The following is a 24,687-nucleotide window of genomic DNA, read 5'->3' as shown; positions in this document are numbered from 1 at the left end:
AAGCAGGTGGAGAAGCAGGCGGGAACGTATACGGGAACGAAGGCGCCGGCGGGGCGGAGGCGGGGCGCCTCTACAGTTCCCGCATGAAGATCACCGACCTCGAACCCGGCGACGCCAGACTCGCCGACGACCTGCTTCCCGTCCTGCGTGAACTCCGCCCCCACCTCACCGAGGACCTCTTCCGTGAGGTCTACGAGCGGGGATACGGGCAGGGTCTGCGGTTCAGCGCCGCCTACGACGACCGGGGTGTCTGTGTGGGCGCGGCCGGGTGGCGCGTCGTCGACAACACCAGTCAGATCCGGATGCTGTACGTCGATGACCTGGTCACCGCCGAGGGCGCCCGCTCCACCGGGGTCGGCCGAAGGCTCCTCGGGCATCTGGAGGACCGGGCCAGGGAGGCGGGCTGTCTCCACCTCAACCTGGACTCGGGCACGCACCGCACCGATGCCCACCGCTTCTATCTGCGGGAGCGGCTGGACATCGTCGCGTTCAACTTCGACAAGGCCCTCGGTTCGGACTGAACGCCGGACGCCCGGACCCGGCCGGGTGCTCAGTGCGGCGCGAACGCCGTCGGGGGTACGCCGACCGTGGCCGTGAAGTCCCTGGTCAGATGGGCCTGGTCGCTGTAGCCGAGCTCCGCCGCGAGCGCCGCCCAGTCCACCTGCCGGTCCGACTCGGCCCGCTCCAGCGCCTCGTGGATGCGGTAGCGGAGGATGACCCACTTGGGGCCGACGCCGACGTAGGTGGCGAAGAGCCGCTGGAGGGAGCGCGACGACACCCCCTCCATGCGGGCGAGTTCGCCGACGCGGCGCACCGTGCGGTCCGTGCGCACCAGGTCGACCAGGGCCATCGCGCGCTCGGCCTGCGGGTCCGGCTCCGGGGCCAGCGCCAGCAGGTACGCGTCGAGCGCCGCCACCCGCGCGTCCTCGTCCGCCGGGCCGAGCACGTCCGACGGCGGGGCGGGCGGGGCGAACACCTCGGCGGCCGGAAGCCGCCGCCCGGTCCACTCCGAGACCGGCCGGTCCGGTGCGAACGGCCGGAATCCGCCGGGCCGGAACTGCACCCCGCAGACCCGGCCCCGGCCCGCCAGCTTCTGCGTGAAGAGAGCGAGCCCGATGCCCGAGACCTCCACGAAATCGGCCTCGTCCTCGTACCGCTGGAAGACCAGGTTCACCGACGGGTGCGGCACCAGGTGGGAGGCGTACGGCTGGGACAGGTCCCAGTCGATCAGCCAGTAGTGCTCCAGGTACGGCCGTAGCCCGGCGGCGGGTTCACGGCGGCGGAAACGTACCTGGGCGAAGAGCTCGGGGGCGTCGACGATGCCCCGGGTGTCGCGTCGAGGACCGGCCATGACGGCGATCCTATGGCGCCCTCCCCGGCCCGTGTCCGGCCGGCTACCGGCTCCACACATGCAGTGCGTCGCCCGCCTCCGACACCGTGTACCAGGTGCCGTCGCCGAGGGCCGTGGGCGCGCCGGACACCGGGAACGGGTACGCGATCTGCGCGGTCAGCCGCATCCCCGCCCCGGTGGTGCCCACCAGCCAGTGACGCGCCTCGCCGTACTCCTCGTCCCGCTCCGACGTACCGGCGACGACGGTCTCCTCGTCGAGGAAGCCGCACGCGTAGTCCCAGAGCGTCTCGTCGGCGTCCCGGTCGTCGGGATCGGCCCCGGGGTGGCGGGGGACGGTGTGCTCGGTGTCGAGCTCGGACAGCACGGAACCGTCGTCGACCCGGTGCACGCCGAGGGTCTCCTCGTAATGGGTCACCGTCAGGAAGCGGTCGCCGGAGGGGCTCACATCCGTCAGGATCCGCTCGTCGTCGCAGAACCGCTGGACGGAGAGCCGCTCGCCGTCCCATCTGCCCCACAGCATCGGCACCCCGTCCTGCCCCTCGCCGACGCACAGTCCCATGCGGGCGGGGTCGGGGTGCGGGACGTGGTCCGAGCCGACCGCCGCGGTCTCCGCCTCCGCCCGGCCGAGCACCCGTCCGTCGGCGGCGTCGAGGACCAGCCACTCGTCCAGCGCCTCCGGATCGGGCCCGAACGCGGCGACCGGGCCGCGGACATGGGCCCACACGAGGCTCCCGTCCGCGGAGAACACGGCCGAGCCGCTGTCCGCGTAGAGGTGGCGGCGGTCGGTCGCGTACTCCTCGTACGTGGTGTGCAGGGTGCGGCAGCTGCCCTCCCGGCAGCCGTGCCGGACCTCCCAGCGCACCGCCCCCGTCCGGTCCACCGCGCGCACCGCGTGCACCCCGGCGAAGATCGCGAGGCCGCCGTCCGGGGCCACCGCGCAGGTGCCGGAGCCGCGGGGCCAGGGCGCGGCGAAGCGGACCGCCGGCTCGTCCGGGGAGTCGGGGTCGACGACGGCCAGTTCGGTGTCACCGTGCTGGACGAGCAGGCGCCGGCCACCCGCCGACCGCCCGTCACCGGGCGCCGGCCACCGCAGGAGTTCCGGGGCGTCCGCCGCGTCCCGCACCCGGTCCAGCGGTGCGGCGAGCGTGGCGACAAGGCGTGCGACGGCGGCGTCGACCATGTGGGCGGGCCCTTCCCCTCGTGCGTGGGTGCAGCGACTCGAACGTGAGTGCATCGGTACGAGGAGAACCGTACGGCCGTGGCCCGACGCGCATCAGCCCTGGTACGTGTCCGGGACGACGGCGACCGGGCAGGGCGCGTAATGCAGCACCGCGTGGTTGACCGGGCCCAGTTGGAGCCCGTGCCATCCGCCGCTCCGCCGGGCGCCGACGACCAGCAGTTCCGCCTTCTCGGCGGCGTCGATCAGTACCTGGTGCGCCGGTCCCTGCACGACCGACCGGCGGACGACCGTTGCGGAATCGTCCCCTTCGGCCAGCGCCCCCAGGACCGCGTCGAGGTGTTCCCCGGCCCGTCGGCGCTGCGGTGACGCGGGGGAGCCGGGGAGCGGCGGGTGGGTCAGGAGCTCGTGCGCGGGGCGGCGCCAGGCCCGTACGGCGATCAGTTCGGCGTGGCGCGCCGCGGCCTGGGCGAGGGCGAAGACGGCGGCCGCCGAGGGTGCGTCGGCGTCGCTGATCCCGACGACGACGCGGCCGGGTTCTGCCGGTGCTGCGGGCAGTACCGCGGGAACCACCACGACCGGGCAGTGGGACCGGCCGGCCAGCGAGAGCCCGACGGAGCCGAGGAGCATTCCGGCGATCCGGCCCCGGCCCCGGGACCCCAGCACGACGAGTGCCGCCTTGTGGCTCTCCCGTACGAGTGCGGCCACCGGGTCCTCGGGCTGCACGTCGGACACCACGCGCACCTCGGGCCTGAGGTCCCGCACGCGGTCCCGGGCGGAGGCGACGAGGTGCTCGGCGAGGGCCTGTTCGCCGGGGTGCTCGTCGTCGGCGCCGGGCCGCAGCCCCTCGTAGTGCTCCCACAGCGAGGCGTGCACGATGCGCAGGGGGAGCCGGGAGCGTGCCGCTTCCGCCGCGGCCCAGTCCAGGGCCCGCAGACTGCCTTCCGATCCGTCCACTCCGACGACCACGGGGAGCCGCATCGCACACCGCCTTCTCTCGGGGACTCTTCCGGGCGTTCCTACGGTTCGATCGTCAGCACCCGGTCCAGCGGGCGGCGCGGCGTGCGCGGTCCCCGGGGCCCGTATCCCAGACGGATGATCATCTGGGGGTGTCCGGCGCCGTGGACCGGGTCGCGCAGGACCCAGCGCAGGTCCGGCCATTCCAGGGGCTGGGTCGCGAACGAGGTGGACACCTGCTCCAGCGTGGCGGTGAGCAGGACGCGCTCCAGTGCCTGACCGGCGAGCAGCCAGTCCGCCGGGCGGTCGCCCCCCGTGCTCAGCAGGGCCAGCTGGGGCCGGCGCTCGAACCGGACGCGGGCCCGGCCGGCGAGGGGGGTGGTGCCGGCGAAGTCACGGTTGGTCGCCTGCTCGGCGGCGTCGCGGGGGCCGAAGGCGTAGTCGGGGATGCCGTCGACCGGCGCGTCGGACTTCGTGTTCCGGGCCCAGTACTCCTGCTCGGCCTCCCGCGCCGGGTCCCCGCGGTCGTACCCCTCGGCATCCCGGATCAGGCCGAGCACGGTCTCCAGATGGGGCCCGGCCAGGAACGCGAGGTCCGCACCCTCGGCACCGGCCGCCGCGGTGAGGCGCGCCCGGACGTCGTCGGGGATCGCCCGCTCGTCGAACGGATAGCGGCTGGTGTGCCGGTCCGCGATCGCGGGATGGAGCGCGCGGAGCGCCTCGTCGGACGGCCCGAGGGGGGCGTCGGGGCGGTCGTCCAGGCGTACGGATGCCAGGAGGGCCGGCTCCGACGGTGCGGGCAGCAGCGCGGTGACCGCGTCCAGGCCGTGGTGGGCGGCGGAGACCCGCAGGTTGAGCAGGGCCGCGCCGCAGCCGATGTGAAGGGCGCGGGTGGAGGGGTCGGCCTCCGGCATCCGGCGCTCGAAGTCGGCGCGGAGGACGAGGGTGCGGCTGCGGCGTCCGTAGCGGAAGAGCCAGGGCTGGGCGTTGTGCATGGACGGAGCGGCGGTGGCGTCGGCGACGAGGCCGGTCACCACGGCGTCGGTGAGTGTCTCGGTGGACATCGGACCCCCGGGGGTCGGGAACTGTCGATGTCCCTCCAGCATGTATCAAGAGCCGCCGAGGCGATATGGGTCTTTCCTCCCGAAGGTCGGTGTTCCTGCGATTCTCGGGATCCCGTTGTACGGGGAAAGGCGGAGGTGGCGGGGTGCCGGTGCGTCTACGCGGGCGCCCCGAGCCGGGTGACCAGGTGGTGCCAGGCTTCTTCCAGGCGCTCCAGGGGCATGCCGCGCTCGGCGGTGAGGTGATGGACGAGGGCGGTGTCGACGGAGCCGAGCAGGGTGTGCGCCAGCAGTTCCGGATCGCCGGGCACGTTCGCCTGCCGCAGCAGCATCGCGATGTGGTTGATGCGCAGATGGAGCGCGGGGACGGCGTAGCCGCGCAGCGGGTCGGTCCGGCTGGCCAGGATCAGCGGGTGGTGATCGCGTTCGTGGCGCAGGACGGCGGGTCCGAAGGCGTGCAGCCGGTCTGCCGCCGGGGCGCCGGGGCCCAGCGGCGGCGGACCGGAGAGGAAGGCGGCCTGGAACTGCTTCTCCCGGTGGTCCAGGAGCGCGATCAGGAGGCCGGCCCGGTCGCCGAAGCGCCGGAAGACGGTTCCCTTGCCCACTCCCGCGGCGACGGCGACCGACTCCATGGTCAGGTCCGCCGCCCCGCACCCGGACAGCAGCCGGGAGGCGGCGTCCAGCAGGAGCGTGCGGTTGCGCGCCGCGTCCGCTCGTAGCTGCGGGGGTTCGTCGGTCGGGGCGAGCGGGAGATTCGTCCGCTCTTTTCCTGGTTCGGGCAGCCTAGGGGGAGGAGTGACGGAGCCGGTCATGGCCTCAGCGTAACGCCCGGGAAGAATAAGTGGACCGTGGTCCGTTTAGGTGGTACAACTTTAAACGGACCATGGTCCGCTTGCTTGTTCCAACTGCCTCGCCGCCTTCCGGGAGTTCCCATGTCTGTACGCATCCTCGCCCTCGTCGGCAGCCTCCGCGCCGGCTCGCACAACCGCCAGCTCGCCGAGGCCGCCGCCAAGCACGCCCCCGAGGGCGCCGAGATCGAGCTGTTCGAGGGCCTGGCCGACGTCCCCTTCTACAACGAGGACATCGACGTCGAGGGAAGCGTCCCGGCGGCCGCCGCCCGGCTGCGTGAGACGGCGGCGGGGGTCGACGCCTTCCTGCTGTTCTCGCCCGAGTACAACGGCACCATGCCGGCCGTCCTGAAGAACGCCATCGACTGGCTGTCGCGCCCGTACGGCGCCGGCGCCATCTCCGGCAAGCCGGTCGCCGTGGTCGGCACCGCCTTCGGTCAGTACGGCGGCGTCTGGGCGCAGGACGACGCCCGCAAGTCCGTCGGCATCGCGGGCGCCGTGGTCCTGGAGGACGCCAAGCTGTCCATCCCCGGCTCCGTGACGCGCTTCGCCGACACCCACCCCGCGGACGACGCCGAGGTCGTCACCGCGATCACCGAGGTCGTCGCCCAGGTGCGCTCGGCCGCCTCGGTGGCTGCCTGACCTCCGGGGCCTGTCGGGCCCTGCGCATACGACGGCGGCGGCGCGGGCGGGAACGCCCGGCCGTCGCCGTCGTCATGCTCCGGGAGTCCCCGGGCGGGTGAGCACGCCCCGCCACGCCATCGCGCCGAACGGGCCCGGGTCAGGGCCAGACCAGGCAGTACGCCTGGTGTCCCGCGTCATGCAGCCGGTGCGAGAAGTCCTGCCACTCGTGCAGGAGTTGGTACACGTTGAACGCGTCGCGCGGGCCGCCGCGGTCCGGGACCGTGGACCAGATGAACGCCGCGGCGCCCACCGACTCCTCGCCGACGCCGCGCAGCGGGTCGACGACCGTCATCGGAAGCTTGACCACCGCGTAGTCGGGGTGCAGCACGACCAGTTCCAGCGGGGGGACCCGGTGCAGGGGTATGCCCTGGATTCCGGTGAGGACCATCGCCGCCACCGTCTCCGGCTTGATCTTGGTGAACATGCCGCCCATGCCCAGCTCGTCGCCGCCGAGTTCCTCGGGGCGCATCGAAATGGGCACGCGTGCCGCGGTGGCCCCATCAGGGGCACCGAAGTACTTGTAGGTCACCCCCACCCGGCCACCACTCCTGCTTCCGGCTTCGCCACCCTGCGGACCACCGGCCCGTATGCCCTGCTCGCGCTCCGCCTCACGCCGGTGCCGACCCCGCCGGGCAGGCTCGGGCCCCAGGTCGTCGGTCCCTTCGCCCACTCCGCCACCGCGATGCATATCTCATCCACCCGACTACTACTTAGGAGACACAGCCCCCGCCGCGCAACCCGATCATCGTGTCAGTGACCTCCCCCACGGGCGTGCGGTGAAACACCTGTCCGCAAGACCGTCCGTGGCTCTGACACCATGGCTTGTGTGAGCTTTCCCTATGACGCCCCAGTTTCGCAGACGCTTTTCGACCGCGCGTCCCTCGTGACGCCCGGCGGCGTGAACTCTCCCGTCCGTGCCTTCCGGGCCGTGGGCGGTACGCCCCGCTTCATGGTGTCCGGCAGCGGTCCCTACCTCACCGACGCCGACGGCCGCGAGTACGTCGACCTCGTGTGCTCGTGGGGGCCGATGATCCTCGGCCACTCCCACCCGGAGGTCATCGCCGCAGTCCAGGAGGCCGTCGCCCGCGGCACCTCGTTCGGTACGCCCGGCGAGGGCGAGGTCGCGCTCGCCGAGGAGATCGTGGCCCGGATCGAGCCCGTGGAGCAGGTGCGGCTGGTGTCGTCCGGCACCGAGGCGACCATGTCCGCGATCCGGCTGGCCCGCGGGTTCACCGGCCGGGCCAAGGTGGTGAAGTTCGCCGGCTGCTACCACGGCCACGTCGACGCGCTGCTCGCCGCCGCCGGTTCCGGGGTCGCTACCTTCGGTCTCCCGGACACCCCCGGGGTCACCGGCGCGCAGGCCGGCGACACGATCGTGCTGCCGTACAACGACCTGGAGGCCGTCCGCGAGGCGTTCGCCGCGCACCCCGGCGAGATCGCCTGCGTGATCACCGAGGCGTCGCCGGGCAACATGGGCGTCGTGCCGCCGCTGGACGGTTTCAACGCCGGGCTCAAGGAGCTCTGCGCCGCGGGCGGTGCGCTCTACATCTCCGACGAGGTCATGACCGGATTCCGTACGTCGAAGGCCGGCTGGTTCGGCGTCGACGGGGTGCGGCCCGACCTGATGACCTTCGGCAAGGTCATGGGCGGCGGCTTCCCGGCCGCGGCCTTCGGCGGGCGCGCGGACGTGATGGCCCACCTCGCCCCGGCCGGCCCCGTCTACCAGGCGGGCACCCTCTCCGGGAACCCGATCGCCACCGCCGCCGGTCTCGCCCAGCTGCGGCTGCTCGACGACGCGGCGTACGCCAAGGTGGACGCGGTCTCCGCGGAGATCCGCGGCCTGGTCGGCGAGGCGCTGGCCAAGGAGGGCGTGGCGCACACGGTGCAGGCGGCGAGCAACATGTTCTCCGTCTTCTTCACCGACCGCCCGGTGCGGAACTACGAGGACGCCAAGCAGCAGGAAGCTTTCCGCTTCACCGCCTTCTTCCACTCGCTGCTGTCGCAGGGTGTCTACCTGCCGCCGTCGGCCTTCGAGTCCTGGTTCGTCTCCACCGCCCATGACACGCAGGCCGTCGAGCGCATCGCCGCCGCCCTGCCCGCCGCCGCCCGCGCCGCCTCGGAGGCCACCGCATGAGCGAGACCGGAAACCGCAAGGACGACGGAGGCCGCGAGGGCAAGGACATCACCGTCGTCCATCTGATGCGGCACGGCGAGGTGCACAACCCGGAGGGCGTGCTCTACGGGCGCCGCCCCGGCTACCACCTCTCCGAGCTCGGCCGGCAGATGGCCGACCGGGTCGCCGAGCACCTCGCGGGCCGCGACATCACCCATGTCGTCGCCTCGCCGCTGGAGCGCGCCCAGGAGACGGCCACGCCGATCGCCAAGACGCACGGCCTGGACCTGGCCACCGACGGGCGGCTCATCGAGGCGGCCAACGTCTTCGAGGGCAAGACCTTCGGCGTCGGCGACGGCGCGCTGCGCAAGCCGGACAACTGGAAGCACCTGACCAACCCGTTCCGCCCGTCGTGGGGCGAGCCGTACATCGAGCAGGTCGTACGGATGATGGGCGCGCTGGACGCGGCGCGCGACGCGGCCCGCGGCCACGAGGCGGTGTGCGTCAGCCACCAGCTGCCGATCTGGATCGTGCGCAGCTTCGTCGAGCGGCGGCGGCTGTGGCACGACCCGCGCAAGCGGCAGTGCACCCTCGCCTCGCTGACCACCTTCACGTACCAGGGCGACAAGATCGTGTCGGTCGGGTACTCGGAGCCGGCCCGGGATCTGGTGCCGGCGCACCTGCGGGCCGGGGCGAAGCCGGTGAAGGGGAAGTCGAAGGCGTTCGGCGCGTAGCCGGGCCACGGGCCGGCGGGGCCGGCGGGGCGGGCGGGGTGCGGGGGCCCCGTCCCGGCCGTCGGGTGCCGGTTCGCCCGTGGTCGCCGTTTTGTCCTCGATCGCCGGACGGGCTCCATATATCGCCCGTCCGGCGATTTTCGTCTGCCCGGCGAACGTTGTCCCCGGTGGTGGTCGAAGCGCTGCTCCCACCCCGCGCCACCTGCTAGGTCATGCGTTCGGCCATGCCTGGAGCCTGGTCATACAAAGAATCATGTGCTAATTCGCGGAACCCCCGTGTTGATTCACCCATCTAAGCCTTCGCCAGTTTGTATGGACTTGAGGTAAAACGACCGCAGATGGGGTAATCATGCGCGACATCAGCCGAAGGGGTCTGCTCGGAGCCGGGCTTGGAGCCGCCGCCGCCGTCGGGGTGGCCGGCTGTGGCGCCTTCGGTTCTTCGGACGCGGGCCGCTCGGGGACCACGGGGGAGAAGGGTTCCGACGGAAGCACGCGCGGAACCGGGCCCGCGAAGAAGGACGTGCGCAAGATCGGGGACGGTTCCACCGCGGACACCGGGAAGCAGCCGCACCAGCCCGCCAGGCCGGTCCCGCTCGAACCCGGCGAGACCCCGCCGCAGTTCGTGATCTTCTCCTGGGACGGGGCGGGCGAGGTCGGCAACGGACTCTTCCCGCGCTTTCTGGAACTCGCCAAGGATCATGACGCGGCGATGACCTTCTTCCTGTCCGGGCTCTATCTGCTGCCCGAGTCGAAGAAGTCCATGTACCGGCCGCCCAACAACCCCGTCGGCGCTTCCGACATCGGGTATCTCACCGACGCCCACATCAAGGAGACGCTGAAGAACGTCCGTCAGGCCTGGCTCGACGGGCACGAGATCGGAACCCACTTCAACGGGCATTTCTGCAGCGGTTCCGGATCGGTCGCCAACTGGTCCTCCGCCCAGTGGCGGAACGAAATCGATCAAGCCGTCTCCTTCGTCACCGAATGGCGTACGAACACCGGCTGGACCGACCTCGATCCGCTGCCTTTCGACTACCGCAAGGAACTGGTCGGCGGCCGCGCCCCCTGTCTGCTCGGCCAGGAGAATCTGCTGCCCACGGCGAGCAAGCTCGGCTGGCGCTACGACGCCAGCTCACCCGGTGGCACCCAGGTCTGGCCCAAGAAGCGGGAGGGCGTCTGGGACCTGCCCCTCCAGGCCATGCCGTTCCCGGGGCACACCTTCGAGGTCCTCTCGATGGACTACAACATCCTCGCCAACCAGTCGCTGAATTCGACCAAGGGCATGCCCTCGCGCTATCCCGAATGGCGCAAGCAGGCCACCCAGTCGTACCTCGCCGGTTTCAACCGCGCGTACTCGACGAATCGCGCGCCCTTCTACATCGGAAACCACTTCGAGGAGTGGAACGGCGGCATCTACATGGACGCCGTCGAGGAAGTGCTCAAGAAAATCGCGGGCAAGCCGGATGTGCGCCTCGTCTCCTTCCGGCAGTTCGTCGACTGGCTCGACGTCCAGACCCCGGACGTACTCGACAAGCTCCGCTCGCTGGAGGTCGGACAGTCCCCCGAAGGCGGCTGGAACGCCTTCTTTAAACAAGCCTGACAACGGGCTTTACGGGCACCGAGGGGGGTGCCCGAGATCGTCGAAACAGCCATGCGAAACTTTTCACATGAGCTATGGCCGCGCACCCCGACGCCGCTTCACCCTGCTCGCCGCCCCCGCAGCGGCCGCCGCACTCGCCCTCACGCTGACCGCGTGCGGCGGGGACGGCAACAAGGCCGGAGGCGGTGGCAACACGAACTTCGTCACGGGCAGTGGCGGTATCTCCACCGTGGCCAAGGCCGACCGCAAGGCCGCCCCGAAGCTGGACGGCGAGACCCTCGAAGGCAAGCAGCTCGACGTCGCCGACTACAAGGGCAAGGTCGTCGTACTGAATATGTGGGGCTCGTGGTGCGGGCCCTGCCGCCTGGAGGCCCAGTACTTCTCGCGGGTGGCGAAGGAGACGAAGGACAAGGACGTCCAGTTCGTCGGGATCAACACCCGGGACGCCAAGAAGGGCCCCGCGATCAGCTTCGAGAAGGACTACGGGGTCCCCTACCCGAGCCTCTACGACCCGACCGGCAAGCTCATGCTCCGCTTCCCCAAGGGCACGCTGCGTCCGCAGGCCATTCCGTCGACCGTGGTCCTGGACCGGGACGGGAAGATCGCCGCCCGGTCCCTGGCCGCGCTCGACTCCGACAAGCTGCACAAGATGATCGACCCGCTGATCGCGGAGAAGTGATTCCGTGCACACCCTTGCCGCGCTCCCGGGCGAGAGCTCGACCATCGTGGACGGGGCGCTGATCGTCGCCCTGCCCCTCGCCGTGCTCGCCGGGCTCGTCTCGTTCTTCTCGCCGTGCGTCCTGCCGCTCGTCCCCGGTTACCTCAGCTACGTCACCGGGGTCAGCGGCACGGACCTGGCGCAGGCCCGGCGGGGGCGGATGGTCGCGGGCGCCTCGCTCTTCGTGCTCGGCTTCACCGCCGTGTTCGTCTCCGGCGGCGCGCTCTTCGGCTTCTTCGGCCAGACCCTCCAGGAGCAGAGCGGGATCCTCACCAAGATCCTCGGCGTGCTGATGATCCTGATGGGGATCTTCTTCATGGGCCTGATGCCCTGGATGACGCAGCGCGAGTTCCGTATCCACAGGAGGCCGGTGACCGGGCTGGCGGGCGCGCCGTTGCTGGGCGCCCTCTTCGGGATCGGCTGGACCCCGTGCCTCGGCCCGACGCTCAGCTCGGTGAGCTTCCTCGCGATGCAGCAGGGCACCGCCGGACGCGGGGCGGTGCTGACCGTCGCGTACTGCCTCGGCCTCGGCGTCCCCTTCGTGCTCGCCGCCGTCGCCTTCCGCAAGGCGCTCGGCGCGTTCGGCTGGGTCAAGCGGCACTACGCCTGGGTCATGCGCATCGGCGGCGTCATGATGATCGCGACCGGTCTCCTCCTGCTGACCGGCGCGTGGGGCACGATGATGCAGCAATTGCAGACCTGGTCCAACGGCTTCACGGTGGGGATCTGAGTTCCATGAGCAACACCAAGTCCAACCCCCCCGCCCCGGAGCGCGAGCGCCAGGACGAGCGGGACCGGGAGAACGCCCGCGAGCTGGGCGCGGCCGGCTCCCAGCTCTCCACCGCCCCGAGCGAGGAGAGCGCGGCCGCCCTGCCCGCCATGGGCGTCATCGGCTGGGCCCGCTGGTTCTGGCGGCAGCTCACCTCGATGCGGGTCGCGCTGATCCTGCTCTTCCTGCTCTCGCTCGGCGCCATCCCCGGCTCACTGATCCCGCAGAACAGCGTGGACGAGCTGAAGGTGGAGACCTTCAAGAAGGCCCACACCACCGTCTCGCCGCTCTACGAGAAGCTCCAGTTCTTCGACGTCTACAGCTCGGTGTGGTTCTCCGCGATCTACATCCTGCTGTTCATCTCGCTCATCGGCTGCATCGTGCCGCGCACCGGCCAGTTCATCGGCCAGTTGCGCAGCCGCCCGCCGGGCGCCCCCAAGCGCCTGACCAGGCTGCCCGCGTACACCACCTGGCGCACCGAGGCCGAGCCCGAGCAGGTCCGCGAGGCCGCGCTCGCGATGATGCGCAAGCGGCGCTACCGCGCACACGCCGTGGGCGACGCCGTCGCCGCGGAGAAGGGCTATCTGCGCGAGGCCGGGAACCTGGTCTTCCACGTCGCCCTGATCGTGATGCTGGTCGCGTTCGCCTTCGGGCAGCTCTTCAAGTCCGAGGGCGGCAAGCTGATCGTCGAGGGCGACGGCTTCTCCAACACGCTCACCCAGTACGACGACTTCAAGTCCGGCTCGCTCTTCGACGCCGACTCGCTCGCCCCGTTCAGCTTCAAGCTCGACAAGTTCACCGGCACCTACGAGCGCCGCGGCCCCCAGATCGGTACGCCCAGGACCTACGAGGCCCATGTGACGTACGAGAAGGGCGCGTACGGCAAGCCGCAGAAGACCGTCATCAGGGTCAACGAGCCCCTCGTCGTCGACGGCACCAAGGTCTATCTCAACGCGCACGGCTACGCGCCGGTCGTCTCGGTCAAGGACGGCAGGGGCAAGGAGGTCTACCGCAACGCGGTGCCGCTGCTGCCCATCGACAACAACGTCACCTCGACCGGTGCGATCAAGGTCTTCGACGGCTACCGCGACAAGAACGGCAAGAAGACCCAGCTGGGCTTCCAGGCCTTCTTCGTGCCGACCTTCGCGGGCAACGGCAAGGGCACGATGTTCTCGCAGTTCCCGGCCGCCGACATGCCGGTACTGGCCCTCAACGGCTACTACGGCTACCTCGGCCCCGACTCCGGGCTGGCGCAGAACGTGTACCAGCTGGACAAGACCAAGATGAAGGAGTTCAAGGACGCCGACGGCAAGCAGCTCAAGCAGCGCCTGCTGGTCGGCGAGACGATGAAGCTGCCCGACGGCGCGGGCTCCATCACCTTCGAAGGCATCCAGGAGTGGGCCAGCTTCCAGATCTCGGAGCAGCCGGCCAGCGGCTGGGCGCTCACCGGAGCCGTCGCCGCGATCGCCGGACTCGCGGGCTCGCTCTTCATCCAGCGGCGCCGGGTCTGGGTGCGGGTGGCCCCCGGTGCGGACGGCGTCACGGTCGTCGAAATGGCGGGTCTCGGCCGCAGCGAGTCCGCGAAGCTTCCCGAGGAGCTGGCCGATCTCGCGGTCACGCTCATCGCCTCGGCGCCCACAGCGCCCGAGGCCGATACCGCGCCCGGCACCGATACCGAGCCCGGTTCATCCCCCGAACCGGATTCCGACTCCGTCGAAGAATCCTCCGAAGAACCTGCCGAAGGGGCTGAGAAGTGAATCTCGCCGCCGCAACCAACGAGAACCTGGCGCACACCAGCAATGTGCTGATCTATTCGTCGATGGCCGTCTACACCCTGGCTTTCTTCGCGCACATCGCGGAATGGGTGTTCGGCAGCCGCAGCAAGGTCGGCCGCACCGCCGCCGCGCTGACCGGGGCCGAGGGCGCGGACGCCGCCGGCTCGGTGAAGGTGCAGGTCGCGCAGAAGGGCGGCGGCACCGCCGTACTGGACCGGCCGAAGATCGTCACGCGCGCTGCGGCCGGTACCCGCGACGTGCCGGACGGGCCCGGCGCGGCCGGCGGCACGTTCAAGGGCGACCTCTACGGGCGGATGGCGGTCTCCATGACCGTGCTGGCCTTCCTCGTCGAGGCCGGCGGAGTCATCACCCGCGCGATGTCCGTGCAGCGCGCCCCCTGGGGCAACATGTACGAGTTCTCCATCACCTTCTCCACGGTGGCGGTCGGCGCGTACCTGATCCTGCTCGCGCTGAAGAAGAACGTCCGGTGGATGGGGCTGCTCCTGGTCACCACCGTCCTGCTGGACCTCGGCATCGCGACCACGGTGCTCTACACCTCCAGCGACCAGCTGGTGCCCGCGCTGCACTCGTACTGGCTGTGGATCCACGTCTCCACCGCCATCATCTGCGGCGCCGTGTTCTACATCGGCGCGGCCGGCACCCTGATGTACCTCTTCCGCGACAGCTACGAGAACAAGCTCGCCAATGGCGGACAGCCCGGTTCGTTCGCCCAGTCCGTGCTCTCCCGGCTGCCCGCGGCCGCGACGCTCGACAAGTTCTCGTACCGCGTCAACGCCGCCGTCTTCCCGCTGTGGACGTTCACGATCATCGCGGGCGCGATCTGGGCGGGCGACGCATGGGGCCGCTACTGGGGCTGGGACCCCAAGGAGGTCTGGTCCTTCATCACCTGGGTCGCGTACGCCTGCTACCTGCACGCACGCGCCACCGCGGGCTGGAAGGGCCGCAAGGCCGCCTACCTGGCGCTGATCGCCTTCGGCTGCTGGCTCTTCAACTACTACGGCGTGAACATCTTCGTCACCGGCAAGCACTCCTACGCCGGCGTCTGAGCACCTCCCGTACGGGTGCGGATCCCGCACCACCGGGCCACGCTGGAACCATGACCGATGCGACCCCCGTCATCGAGCCCGGCACCAGCGAAACCCATGGTGACCTGCACACTCTGAGGTTCACGCTACGGCTGCCCCACCCCGTTCCGCGGGTGTGGGCAGCCGTTGCCAGTTCCGGGGGGCTGCGCGGCTGGCTCGCCGCCGCCGACCCCTTCGAACCGCGTGTGGGCGGAGCGATCACGCTGCGCTGGCTCAACACCGACCAGGAGGGCCGGGCCACGGTCGCCCCCGGCACCGTCACCGCCTGGGATGTCGAGCGGGTCGCCGAGTACACCCTCGAAGGGCCCCACGGCCGCATCCGCTTCCACCTGGAGCCACCGCGCGGCGACCATGTGCTGCTGCGGTTCACCAATGAGTTCCGGGGCGAGGACGAACTGCGCCTGGACTGCCTGGCGGGCTGGCACGACCACTTCCGCTACCTCGTGGACGCGCTCGACGGATATCCCGCCGACTGGTCGAAGTGGACCCCGGTCCGGTGGGCCGGGCTGCGTGAGGAGTACGTGGCGGCCGAGCGGTGAGAGGCCGCCGGGGCGGCCTCTGCGACGGACCTCACGGCGCCGAGGACGGCAGCAGGCACTTCTCGTCCGGCGGTGTGCCCTCCGGCCAGGCGATCGACACGAACCGCTGACTGGCGTCCTCGGGTGCCAGCTCCACCACCGGAACCGCCTTGTTGTACGGGTTGCCGTGGTTGTCCAGGCAGATCCAGCCACTGGCCCCCGACACCCGCAGCGAGCCCTTCACCCGCGGCCACTGCTCGCCCACGTCCGCGAGCTGCGGCAGCCGCTGGTCCTGCGGGGTCGCCTGCCGGACGGCCTGCACCGCCAGTGTCATCGCGTCGTGCGCGATGATCACCTGGCCGTCGGTCAGGGCCTTGTGATCCGTCGGACCGATCGGGCCCGCGGGCTTCTTCGACACCGTGGCCAGCAGGTCCAGGAAGGCGCGGTAGTCCGCCGGGGAACCGCCCGTGGCGGCCCGGCCCTTGCCCGTCGCCGCCGCCCAGGCGTCCGGGTGCGCCAGCGAGGCGTAGCGGACGGTCACCTTCCGGCGCAGTGCGTTCCGGTCGAGCTTCTTGTCGCTGCCGAGGTACGAGCCCTCGTCACCGGTCAGGACCGTGAACGCGCGGTTCTGGCAGCCGCGGGCCCCGAGCGCGTTGATGAACTGCCGCAGCTGGACGTGGCGTCCGGCGAAGAACACCGTCTCCGCGTCCGTGTCGCAGATCAGGTGCGTGATCTGCTGGAAGGTGTTGGCCGTGGTGCCCTCGTCGTTGGGGTCGCTGCGGGAGGTGAACAGCTCCGGCTGGTAGCGGGTGCCCCTCACCAGCGAGGTGAAGGCGGCCCGCAGCGTGTCCGTGTAGTGGTCGCCGGTACGGGTGTCCTGCACCAGCAGCGCCTTGTCCGCCTTGACCTGCCCGAAGTGGGCCAGGGCGCGCGCCTCGTCCCGGTTGGTCGGCGACACCCGGGCCAGGCCGGGGAACGGGTCGCCCTTCGCGCCGTTGGCGATGTCGTCGGCCGTGATCGTGGTGCCGACGACCGCGATGTGCGCGGCCGTCAGCTCCTTGACGGCCGACTTGACCTGCGTACTGCTGGTGGCGACCCCCGACACCGCCCGCAGGTGGTCCGGGGCCCCGGTCATCGTCTTCAGTTGGTCCACCGCCGGCCGCCACAGCAGGTTGTTCTTCCCGGCGTTGGCGAGCACCAGCCGGATCTTCGGGACCTGCTCGTTGGAGAGGTGGTTGGCCCGGTACTGCGCGGCGAACGCGCCCTGGAGCTCGTGCTGCATCTTCGTCTGCATCGCCTCGTCCGTCGACGTCAGCGGCAGCAGCAGCGCGACCGTCGCGTACCGGCCGGGCTTCAGGCTGCCGTTCTCGCGGGCGATGGCCGCGGCGACCTCGGTCAGTTTCGGCCGCCCGAAGTCGTAGCCGTCGCCGGAGACGCCGACGCACTCGTCGCTGCCCTGCGGCCGCTCGACGCCCCGGGCGCAGGAGCGGTCCTCGGGGGCGGTGAGCCGGCCGATGCCGTACCAGCCGGACGTGATCATCAGGGCGGCGACCACGACCGAGGTGACGACCTTCTGCCGGGCCGTGTACCAGAGGCGGTAGCGCAGTGGATTACGCATCGGGGCCGCCGTCCCCCCGCAGCCCCGGCCCGCCCGCGCCCGGTTCGCCCGGCGGCATGGACAGCGGGCGCCAGGCCCTGATGTCCCGCGGCCAGTACGTCGCCGCGTCCCACAGCAGGCTGTTGCCCGTCGGATGCCTGCCGGACAGTTGCCGCAGTTCGTGCGCCATCTTGTCGATCACCTCTTCGTCCGGCAGGGCCAGCGGATCGGACAGCAGCCATACGCCGTGCAGCAGCCGGCGCAGCAGTACGTGCAGCTCCGCGGCCGACGGTTCGAGCCCTCCGGGCACCGTGTTGTCCGCCCGGCCGAGCGCGACCGCGCGCCGCGGATCGGGGCCGACGGCCCCCCGGGTGCGGGGGTACGGTGCCGAGGCGATGAAGCCGAGCAACGCGAGCCACGTCGGCACGTCCGGTTCGTCGAACCGCAGCCGCAGATGCCCCACGCACGCCTCGGTGTCGCCCAGCAGCAGCTTCTGGTGCAGCAGATGCGGGACGCTCGGGTGGCGGCCGCCGGGACCGTACGCCCCGCGCAGCGAGACATGGACCGCCTGCCACACCGCGTAGGACGGGTGGTCGTCGTCCTGGAACCGCAGGCGGTGCAGCAGCAGCGAACGCAGCAGCGGATCGGCGATGAAGTGGCCGGGCCCGACCGGCCAGTCGTCCGCCCGCAGCGCATCGCGCATCCGCAGCGCCACGTCGCCGTTGGGCGCGCCCCGGCCCAGCCGACTCCCCGCCAGCAGCCGCGCCGAGTCCTCGCCGTGCGCGGCGGCCAGCACGGCGAGGAAGTCCAGCCGCTGCTCGACCCCCGGCAGCAGCCGCGTCAGCAACTCGTCCGCCACCCGTGCCGGCGCCCGGTCCTCGCGCACCTCCACCATGCGGTCCAGCAGCGAACCCGGCACCAGCGACGCGGGCTCCGGCGCCTCGCCCGCCGCCAGCGCCAGCAGCTCCACCGCCAGCGGACGCCCGCCCGTCAGCCGGTGCACACCACGGGCCAGGCCGGCCGGGATACGGCCCGCCCGGTCGTGCCGGTCGAACGCCGAGCGCACCTGCTCCGGATCGAGCGGGGTCAGCTCCACGGCCAGGATCCCGGACGTCACCCCCGTGCCCCTGGACCAGCGCGAACCGTGCGCCACCTCCGGCAGCCGGCGCCGCACCGCATGACTCAGCCCCTCGTGGTCCCGGACCCGGGAGGAGGCGAACACCGCGATCCGGTCGCGGACCCCGGCGGCCCGCTGCCGCAGCAGCGGCTCCACCAGCTGCCGGCCCAGCGGCGTGTGCGCGTTGTCGATCAGCAGCACCGGGCGGCCCCGGCGGGCGCCCCAGGCCAGACCCCCGTAAGCGGCGACCAGGTCCGCGGCCAGCGCCAGCACCAGATGGTCCTCGGCCCGGCGGCGCAGATCGCCGCCACGCTCGAAATCGACCGCCAGCTGCCGCAGCCCGATCCGGCCGTTGCCGCCCGCGTGCGGGTAGCCGCCGTACCAGTCGGCCGAACGGCGCTGGAAGCGGCTGAACGATTCCTCCAGGACCGTTTCGATGGTGGCTTCCGCGATCATCCCGGCCATCGGGGCCACCGAGTCGAAGGCGCTGGCGGCCAGTTTGGTGAGCACCTTGGTGACCCAGCCGGTCGCCGCGTCCCCGCGGCCGTCGACGGTCGCCAGCAGCGGGCCGAGCGACTGGAGGTCCCGCCGGGCCCGTGTCTCGTCCTCGCGGGTCCAGGAGATGGAGGCGACCGCCACGAGCCCGAGGCTCAGCCGGGGGAACTGCACCGGACGCGCGGCATGCACCCTGGCCGTCAGCTGGGTGGCGAACTCCGGCAGCGCGCCGGTGACCGGGGTCCAGCCGGGGCCCGCGTCCTCGGGCGCCACGACGGCCTCGCAGTCGACCAGGGCGACCGGGGTGATCTCCCGGTACAGATGGCGCAGTTGCTTGAGGACGGCCGTCTTGCCCATGCCGCGACCGCCGGTCAGCACGGCGACCGGCGGATCGTCGCGGTGCTCGTAGGCGACCCGGGCGGAGCCGTACGGAGTGAGGCCGGTCAGGCGCGCGGCAAGTCCGTCGTTGTCGAAGATCGCCTCGCGTCCGTACAGCTCTCTCTCCACAGCACCCCCAGCGTCGACGCTCCATCCGATCTGTCACACCGTCAACACCAGGGTATCGCCCGGGAGTTGGGGAGTGGAGAGGATTTTCGAACGTTCTGAGGGGGTGTGCGGCGGCACATCAGCCGGCGCCGGTCTCCTCGTTCCGGAGGCCCGGGTGGTCCCGTACGAAGTCCCGCGTCAGTGCCGCGCATGCGGTGTCGTCGAGCGGCGCGACCTCCACCCCGTGCCGGGAGTCACTCGCCCGAGGGGCTCGGGCTCTCCCCGCTCTCGCGGCGCTTCAGCTCTTCCTCGCGGCGGCGCAGGTCGGCCTCCCAGTCCTTCAGGAGCGACTCATCCTTCTTGTTCTCTTCCTTCAGCGCGTTCAGGAACTCCGGGTTGTCGTCCGGCGCCACCCACTGCGAGCGGTGGTTGCGGTGCCATTCGGAGGGCGTACGGCCTCCGGCGGGCGCGTGGCGCATCTTGCCCGCGGCCAGCCAGACGATCGGGCCGACGATCCAGAACAACAGGATGATGAAGACCCAGGCGATCTTCGGCAGGTGCTTGGCCTCGTCCTCGGGGGTGTTCAGGCAGTCGATGAACGCGTAGATCGTCAGCGCCAGAGGCAGGAGATAGATCAGGGCCCGGAACATGATGGAAAGGTCCCCCTGCGGAGAGTTGGCGGGGCTTGTCCCGCCCCGGTTCGGGCCCAGGGTAACCGGTGTCAATGACGTCCCACGGCTAGCAGGTGGGAACCGGCGGCCAACAGATCGGGGTACGCCTCCGCCATACGGGCAGCGGCCAGGGCGGAGGCGAACATCCGCGATTCGACGAGGGACTCCCCGGTGTGCTGTTCGGTCGCTTTCAGCAGAGCCCAGGAGGGGCCCTCGACGCCGTACACCCGGGTGTCGGCGAGGCCCGCCTCGCGCATTTCGGCCTCCAGCTCGGGGCCGGTGTGGAAATGCGCCTCGGTGAATCCCTTCCTGCCGTCGTGCGAACCGGTGGCCAGGATGCGGCCGATGCCGTCCTGGAGGGACGGGCGGTCGAGGTGTGCGAGGGCGGTGTGTTCGAACAGCGAGGCGTACCGGTTGATGCCCGCCGCGGCGACCAGCCCGCCGGGCCGGACCACTCGGCGGGCCTCGGTGAGGGCGGCCAGCCGGTCGGCGGGGTCGACGAGGTGGTACAGCGGCCCGAGGAGAAGGACCACGTCGTACGAGTCGTCCTGCGCGGTCAGGGCTCGTGCGTCCCCCAGCTCGACACTGCACCCGGCGCTCTCGGCCTCCGCGATGTGACGCGGCACCGGGTCGACGAGGTGTACCCGGTAACCGTCCTCGGAGAGCCAGCGGGCGTGGGTTCCGGGACCGCCGCCGACGTCGAGCACGGATGCCGGTGCGGGTGGGAGGTGGCGGCGCAGGAGCTCCTGGGTGCGGACCATCTCCAGTACGCCGTCGGCGGGTACGGACAGCCGGTCCGCCTCGTCGATGGTCGAGGTGTAGAAGTCGATGATCGCCTGCGGTACTCGGTGAGCTGTCATGAATGCCCGTCCCGTTCGCGGTCGAGGGGCCCTGGGCGCCCCTCGGCTAACGTAACCGGTTGACCAGTCCAGTTACCAGGAGGCCGCTGTGCCGCTACTCAAGTACGAGCAGATCGCCGAGTCCCTTCGCGTCAGGATCTCGGACGGGGAGTTCGGCCCGGGCGACCTCCTTCCGTCCGGGCGTGACCTGTGCGAGCAGTGGTCGGTGTCGCGGGCCACCGTCATCAAGGCGATGGATGTGCTGCGCGGGGACGGGCTCGTCGTGGCCCGGCAGGGCTCGGGCTTCACGGTCGTCGAGACTCCCGTGGCCCGCCCGGCGGGGCGGCGGACCGCCGGCTCGGCCCGCGTATCCGGTGGTGGACCGTTCCGGCGCCTCGGTACGCCCGTCAGGGAGCAGCCGTCGGCGAGGGTGTCCGAGGCCCTCGGGCTGGGGAGCGACGCTGTCGCCCTTCGCCGTGACCGGCTGATGCTGCTCGACGACGGCACGCCGCTCTCCCTGGTCGCCGCGTGGTTCCCGGCGGAGGTGGCCGACGCCTGCCCCAAGCTCGCCCAGAAGGGGCCGATCGCGGAAGGGACCACGCGCTACGTCGCCCGGACGCTCGGCAGGTTTCCGGCCCGGGGGACGGACGTGCTCTCGGTACGCCTCGCCACCGAGGGCGAGGCCGGGCAGCTCGATCTCACACTGCCGGCCGCTGTCGCGGTCGTCCTCCACGTGGCGACCGACAGCGACGGGCGCGCGCTGGTGTGCGAGGAGGGGGTGACCCCGGCGCATCTCTGGGAGCAGGTCGACAGCTACCCGATGGGTGGAAGCAGCCCTGAATGACTTGACTGGACCGGTCAACCGGTCCAGTCTCCATTTCATGAGCTCCTCAGAGCAACTCGATGCCACCTGTGCCCGGTTGCTTCCCTGGGCCAGGCCGGACGGCGGACCGTGCTACCTGCGTACGGATGGCCACGGGTATGTGTCGCGCGTCGCTGACGAGATGGAAGTCGTGCAACTCGACATGGGCGCCGAGGTTCTCGACTGTGCCAGGCCGATCATTGCCGCCGCCGGTGCGACGGCGACCGAACTCCGCTTTTCCGCTGCCCGGTTGGCCGAATGCCTGACCGACGTGCTACGCATCGCCGAGAGCCGGGGTGGACGCCTCCAGCAGAGCCGGTCGGCGGGGCGGGGAGCGGAGGCCGAAGGCGCCCATGGGCCGTGAATGCCGCGACGTGGGGTGGCTCGCGCGGTGCGACTGCGTCGCGTCGGGGCCGCCGAGGTGGGGTCCCCCGGTTGATCGCCGACGGTGATGACAAACTGGACGGCATGGCTTACGACGATCTTCGTTCCCTCCTCCGGGCCCTGGAGCGCGAGGGCGAGCTCAAGCGCATCAAGGCCGAGGTCGACCCCTACCTGGAGGTCGGCGAGATCGTCGACCGGGTGAACAAGGCGGGCGGTCCCGCGCTGCTCTTCGAGAACGTCAAGGGGTCCTCGATGCCCCTGGCCATGAACGTCTTCGGGACCGACAGGCGACTGCTCAAGGCGCTCGGGCTGAAGTCCTACTCCGACATCAGCGACAGGATCGGCGGGCTGCTCAAGCCGGAGCTGCCGCACGGCTTCGTCGGGGTGCGGGAGGCCTTCGGCAAGCTCGGCTCGATGGTGCACGTGCCGCCGAAGAAGGTGAAGCAGGAGAGCGCCCCGGTGCAGGAGGTGGTCCTCACCGGCGACGACGTGGACCTGGATCTGCTGCCCGCGCTCTTCACCTGGCCCGAGGACGGCGGCTCCTTCTTCAACCTGGGTCTCACCCACACCAAGCACCCGGAGACCGGCGTGCGGAACCTGGGGCTGTACCGGCTCCAGCGTCACGACCGCCGCACCATCGGGATGCACTGGCAGATCCACAAGGACAGCCGCAACCACTACCAGGTCGCCGCCAGGCGCGGCGAGCGGCTGCCGGTCGCCATCGCGTTCGGCGCCCCGCCCGCCGTGACGTACGCCTCCACCGCACCGCTGCCGGGGGACATCGACGAGTACCTCTTCGCCGGGTTCATCCAGGGCAAGCGGATCGAGATGGTCGACTGCAAGACCGTGCCGCTCCAGGTCCCGGCGCAGGCCGAGGTCGTCATCGAGGGGTGGCTGGAGCCCGGGGAGATGCTTCCCGAGGGGCCGTTCGGCGACCACACCGGCTTCTACACGCCGCAGGAACCGTTCCCCGCGCTGACCATCGACTGCGTGACCATGCGGAAGCGTCCGCTGCTCCAGTCGATCGTGGTCGGCCGGCCGCCGACCGAGGACGGGCCGCTGGGGCGCGCCACCGAGCGGTTCTTCCTGCCGCTCCTCAAGATCATCGTGCCGGACATCGTGGACTACCACCTGCCGGAGGCGGGCGGCTTCCACAACTGCGCGATCGTCTCGATCGACAAGAAGTACCCGAAGCACGCCCAGAAGGTGATGAGCGCCATCTGGGGCGCGCACATGATGTCGCTGACCAAGCTGATCGTGGTCGTGGACTCCGACTGCGACGTCCACGATCTGCACGAGGTGGCGTGGCGGGCCCTCGGCAACACGGACTACGCGCGGGACCTGACGGTCACCGAGGGCCCCGTCGACCACCTCGACCATGCCTCCTACCAGCAGTTCTGGGGCGGCAAGGCGGGCATCGACGCGACGAAGAAGTGGCCCGAGGAGGGCTACACCCGGGACGGTGGCTGGCCGGACATGGTCGAGTCCGACCCCGGGACGGCGGCGAAGGTCGACCGCCGGTGGAAGGAATACGGACTGTGAGCGCCGCCGAAGCAGCACTGGGCTCAGGGCCCGTACATCCGAACAGCAAGGTCAAGGCGTTCCTGCGGCTGGTGATGATCGAGCACTCGGTCTTCGCGCTGCCCTTCGCGTACATCGCCGCCCTGACCGCGATGTTCCGGGCGGACAGGTCCATCCACTGGGGCACCCTGCTCCTCGTCACGATCGCGATGGTGGGGCTGCGGACCTTCGCGATGGCCTGCAACCGGATCATCGACCGCGAGATCGACGCCCGTAACCCGCGGACCGCGAGCCGGGAGCTGGTCACCGGGGCGGTCTCGGTGAAGTCGGCGTGGACCGGGGCGCTCGTCGCCGTGATCCTCTTCCTCGGCGCCGCCGCGCTGCTGAACCCGCTCTGTCTGGCCCTCGCGCCGGTCGCCGTCGTGCCGATGGTGGTCTATCCGTACGGGAAGCGGTTCACCCACTACCCGCACGCCATCCTCGGCATCGCGCAGGCCATAGGGCCGATCGGTGCCTGGCTCGCGGTGACCGGCAGCTGGTCGTGGGACGCGGTGATCCTCGGTCTCGCGGTGGGGATCTGGATCGGCGGCTTCGACCTGATCTTCGGCTGCCAGGACGTCCAGGCGGACCGGGCGCACGGGGTGCTCTCGGTGCCGGCCCGCTTCGGCATCCCGGCCGCGCTGTGGGGCGCGCGGGTCTGCCATGTGGTGACGACCGGGCTGCTGGTCTGGTTCGGGCTGGCCACGCAGGCCGGGCTGTTCTACTGGATCGGCATGGCGATCGTCGCCGTCGCGTTCGTGTACGAGCACCGGGTGGTGCGGCCGCACGATCTGTCCCGGCTGAACCGGGCGTTCTTCTCGGTCAACGGCTTCATCGGGATCGCGCTCTTCGCCTGCGCCCTCCTGGACCTGCTGGTGCGGGGCCTGACCGTCTGAGCCCACCCGGCGGGGGAGGTCACCCGCGGTGGTCAAGGACCGCCGCGTCACGGGTCCGTCCCAGAGGGCCGCGGGTGCCGACGGGTGCGCAACGGCGGCAGGAACCTCCGTCCCGGCCGGCCGGCGGCGCTTCCCGGCGCGGTAGGGCGAGCCGTGTCCGGCCCCTGTTTCCCTTGCCGGACGGCGGCGGGGAGCGGGCGCGGCAGGGGCGGGTGCGGGCGGGGCACGCCCGGCGGTGGTGCGCGTTGTGCCTGGCTGCACGTGTAACAGGGGTGTATTAGCGGGTGGTTGGGCGGAACGGGTCGCCGGGCGGGGCGGCTCTTGGTGATCAGAAACGCTCGCTCGTACCGACCGTGCCGAGCCGCCGAC

The 24,687-nt window shown here is 71.2% G+C and carries 24 protein-coding genes; 14 read left to right on the top strand and 10 right to left on the bottom strand.

Going from position 1 to position 24,687, the window contains the following annotated elements; translation table 11 throughout:
- The first annotated feature begins 83 nt into the window (after positions 1-83).
- Positions 84-521, top strand: a complete 438-nt coding sequence (locus ACWCPY_RS26435) for a GNAT family N-acetyltransferase (RefSeq protein WP_451268929.1) — start codon at positions 84-86, stop codon at positions 519-521.
- 29 nt (positions 522-550) lie between these two features.
- On the opposite strand, the gene ACWCPY_RS26430 is transcribed toward ACWCPY_RS26435, so the two are convergent.
- The 5 genes from ACWCPY_RS26430 to ACWCPY_RS26410 all read right to left on the bottom strand — a co-directional run bounded on the left by ACWCPY_RS26430 (position 551) and on the right by ACWCPY_RS26410 (position 5,358).
- A complete protein-coding gene (locus ACWCPY_RS26430; protein WP_451268927.1) occupies positions 551-1,351 on the bottom strand; it encodes an AraC family transcriptional regulator in 801 nt (266 codons plus the stop codon).
- 43 nt (positions 1,352-1,394) lie between these two features.
- Positions 1,395-2,531 carry a hypothetical protein gene (locus tag ACWCPY_RS26425; RefSeq protein ID WP_451268925.1) on the bottom strand — a complete coding sequence of 379 codons (1,137 nt, stop codon included), beginning with the start codon at positions 2,529-2,531 and terminating at the stop codon, positions 1,395-1,397.
- 93 nt (positions 2,532-2,624) lie between these two features.
- Positions 2,625-3,509: a universal stress protein gene (locus ACWCPY_RS26420; RefSeq protein ID WP_451268923.1), complete on the bottom strand. Its 885-nt coding sequence runs from the start codon at positions 3,507-3,509 to the stop codon at positions 2,625-2,627.
- 38 nt (positions 3,510-3,547) lie between these two features.
- Positions 3,548-4,549 (bottom strand): Acg family FMN-binding oxidoreductase, encoded by a 1,002-nt coding sequence (locus ACWCPY_RS26415; RefSeq protein ID WP_451268921.1) that lies wholly within the window; start codon positions 4,547-4,549, stop codon positions 3,548-3,550.
- Positions 4,550-4,704: 155 nt separating this feature from the next.
- A complete protein-coding gene (locus ACWCPY_RS26410) occupies positions 4,705-5,358 on the bottom strand; it encodes a TetR/AcrR family transcriptional regulator (RefSeq protein ID WP_451268919.1) in 654 nt (217 codons plus the stop codon).
- Between the two features lie 120 nt (positions 5,359-5,478).
- On the opposite strand from ACWCPY_RS26410, the gene ACWCPY_RS26405 reads away from it, so the two are divergent.
- Positions 5,479-6,036: an NAD(P)H-dependent oxidoreductase gene (locus ACWCPY_RS26405; protein ID WP_451268917.1), complete on the top strand. Its 558-nt coding sequence runs from the start codon at positions 5,479-5,481 to the stop codon at positions 6,034-6,036.
- 139 nt (positions 6,037-6,175) lie between these two features.
- Here ACWCPY_RS26405 and ACWCPY_RS26400 read toward each other — a convergent pair whose 3' ends face one another.
- On the bottom strand, positions 6,176-6,766 hold the full coding sequence (locus ACWCPY_RS26400) for a hypothetical protein (protein ID WP_451268915.1): 591 nt from the start codon (positions 6,764-6,766) through the stop codon (positions 6,176-6,178).
- Positions 6,767-6,895: 129 nt separating this feature from the next.
- Here ACWCPY_RS26400 and hemL point away from each other — a divergent pair, with 129 nt between their 5' ends.
- The 8 genes from hemL to ACWCPY_RS26360 all read left to right on the top strand — a co-directional run bounded on the left by hemL (position 6,896) and on the right by ACWCPY_RS26360 (position 15,432).
- The gene (gene hemL / locus ACWCPY_RS26395; protein WP_451268913.1) at positions 6,896-8,212 is read left to right on the top strand and encodes a glutamate-1-semialdehyde 2,1-aminomutase; all 1,317 of its coding nucleotides are present in this window, start codon (positions 6,896-6,898) and stop codon (positions 8,210-8,212) included.
- On the top strand, positions 8,209-8,925 hold the full coding sequence (locus tag ACWCPY_RS26390; RefSeq protein ID WP_451268911.1) for a histidine phosphatase family protein: 717 nt from the start codon (positions 8,209-8,211) through the stop codon (positions 8,923-8,925). Before hemL ends, ACWCPY_RS26390 begins: the two co-directional genes overlap by 4 nt.
- Before the next feature lie 349 nt (positions 8,926-9,274).
- A complete protein-coding gene (locus ACWCPY_RS26385; protein WP_451268909.1) occupies positions 9,275-10,525 on the top strand; it encodes a hypothetical protein in 1,251 nt (416 codons plus the stop codon).
- Positions 10,526-10,592: 67 nt separating this feature from the next.
- A complete protein-coding gene (locus ACWCPY_RS26380; protein WP_451268907.1) occupies positions 10,593-11,204 on the top strand; it encodes a TlpA family protein disulfide reductase in 612 nt (203 codons plus the stop codon).
- Between the two features lie 4 nt (positions 11,205-11,208).
- A complete protein-coding gene (locus ACWCPY_RS26375; RefSeq protein ID WP_451268905.1) occupies positions 11,209-11,973 on the top strand; it encodes a cytochrome c biogenesis CcdA family protein in 765 nt (254 codons plus the stop codon).
- A gap of 5 nt (positions 11,974-11,978) precedes the next feature.
- Positions 11,979-13,769, top strand: a complete 1,791-nt coding sequence (resB, locus tag ACWCPY_RS26370) for a cytochrome c biogenesis protein ResB (protein WP_451268903.1) — start codon at positions 11,979-11,981, stop codon at positions 13,767-13,769.
- On the top strand, positions 13,766-14,854 hold the full coding sequence (gene ccsB / locus ACWCPY_RS26365; RefSeq protein WP_451268901.1) for a c-type cytochrome biogenesis protein CcsB: 1,089 nt from the start codon (positions 13,766-13,768) through the stop codon (positions 14,852-14,854). The genes resB and ccsB overlap by 4 nt, the downstream gene beginning before the upstream one ends.
- Positions 14,855-14,904: 50 nt before the next feature.
- Positions 14,905-15,432 (top strand): hypothetical protein, encoded by a 528-nt coding sequence (locus ACWCPY_RS26360; RefSeq protein WP_451268900.1) that lies wholly within the window; start codon positions 14,905-14,907, stop codon positions 15,430-15,432.
- 31 nt (positions 15,433-15,463) lie between these two features.
- Here the strand turns inward: ACWCPY_RS26360 and ACWCPY_RS26355 are convergent, their stop codons facing one another.
- The 4 genes from ACWCPY_RS26355 to ACWCPY_RS26340 form a co-directional block, all read right to left on the bottom strand.
- A complete protein-coding gene (locus tag ACWCPY_RS26355; protein ID WP_451268898.1) occupies positions 15,464-17,029 on the bottom strand; it encodes a hypothetical protein in 1,566 nt (521 codons plus the stop codon).
- Complete coding sequence (locus tag ACWCPY_RS26350; protein ID WP_451268896.1) at positions 17,022-19,127, bottom strand: hypothetical protein; 2,106 nt, start codon at positions 19,125-19,127, stop codon at positions 17,022-17,024. Before ACWCPY_RS26350 ends, ACWCPY_RS26355 begins: the two co-directional genes overlap by 8 nt.
- Before the next feature lie 233 nt (positions 19,128-19,360).
- Positions 19,361-19,756: a PLD nuclease N-terminal domain-containing protein gene (locus ACWCPY_RS26345; RefSeq protein ID WP_389796003.1), complete on the bottom strand. Its 396-nt coding sequence runs from the start codon at positions 19,754-19,756 to the stop codon at positions 19,361-19,363.
- 71 nt (positions 19,757-19,827) lie between these two features.
- Positions 19,828-20,637, bottom strand: a complete 810-nt coding sequence (locus ACWCPY_RS26340; protein WP_451268894.1) for a class I SAM-dependent methyltransferase — start codon at positions 20,635-20,637, stop codon at positions 19,828-19,830.
- An 88-nt stretch (positions 20,638-20,725) separates the two neighbouring features.
- On the opposite strand from ACWCPY_RS26340, the gene ACWCPY_RS26335 reads away from it, so the two are divergent.
- The 4 genes from ACWCPY_RS26335 to mqnP all read left to right on the top strand — a co-directional run bounded on the left by ACWCPY_RS26335 (position 20,726) and on the right by mqnP (position 24,318).
- Complete coding sequence (locus ACWCPY_RS26335; RefSeq protein WP_451268892.1) at positions 20,726-21,460, top strand: GntR family transcriptional regulator; 735 nt, start codon at positions 20,726-20,728, stop codon at positions 21,458-21,460.
- A gap of 37 nt (positions 21,461-21,497) precedes the next feature.
- The gene (locus ACWCPY_RS26330; RefSeq protein ID WP_451268890.1) at positions 21,498-21,842 is read left to right on the top strand and encodes a hypothetical protein; all 345 of its coding nucleotides are present in this window, start codon (positions 21,498-21,500) and stop codon (positions 21,840-21,842) included.
- Positions 21,843-21,946: 104 nt separating this feature from the next.
- A complete protein-coding gene (locus ACWCPY_RS26325; RefSeq protein ID WP_451268888.1) occupies positions 21,947-23,404 on the top strand; it encodes a menaquinone biosynthesis decarboxylase in 1,458 nt (485 codons plus the stop codon).
- The gene (gene mqnP, locus ACWCPY_RS26320) at positions 23,401-24,318 is read left to right on the top strand and encodes a menaquinone biosynthesis prenyltransferase MqnP (RefSeq protein WP_451268886.1); all 918 of its coding nucleotides are present in this window, start codon (positions 23,401-23,403) and stop codon (positions 24,316-24,318) included. The genes ACWCPY_RS26325 and mqnP overlap by 4 nt, the downstream gene beginning before the upstream one ends.
- Positions 24,319-24,687: the final 369 nt, after the last annotated feature.

This window comes from Streptomyces sp. NPDC002403, from assembly GCF_053593015.1.
Note: the sequence above shows the minus strand (reverse complement) of the source record. Positions and strands in the feature narration are given on the sequence as shown.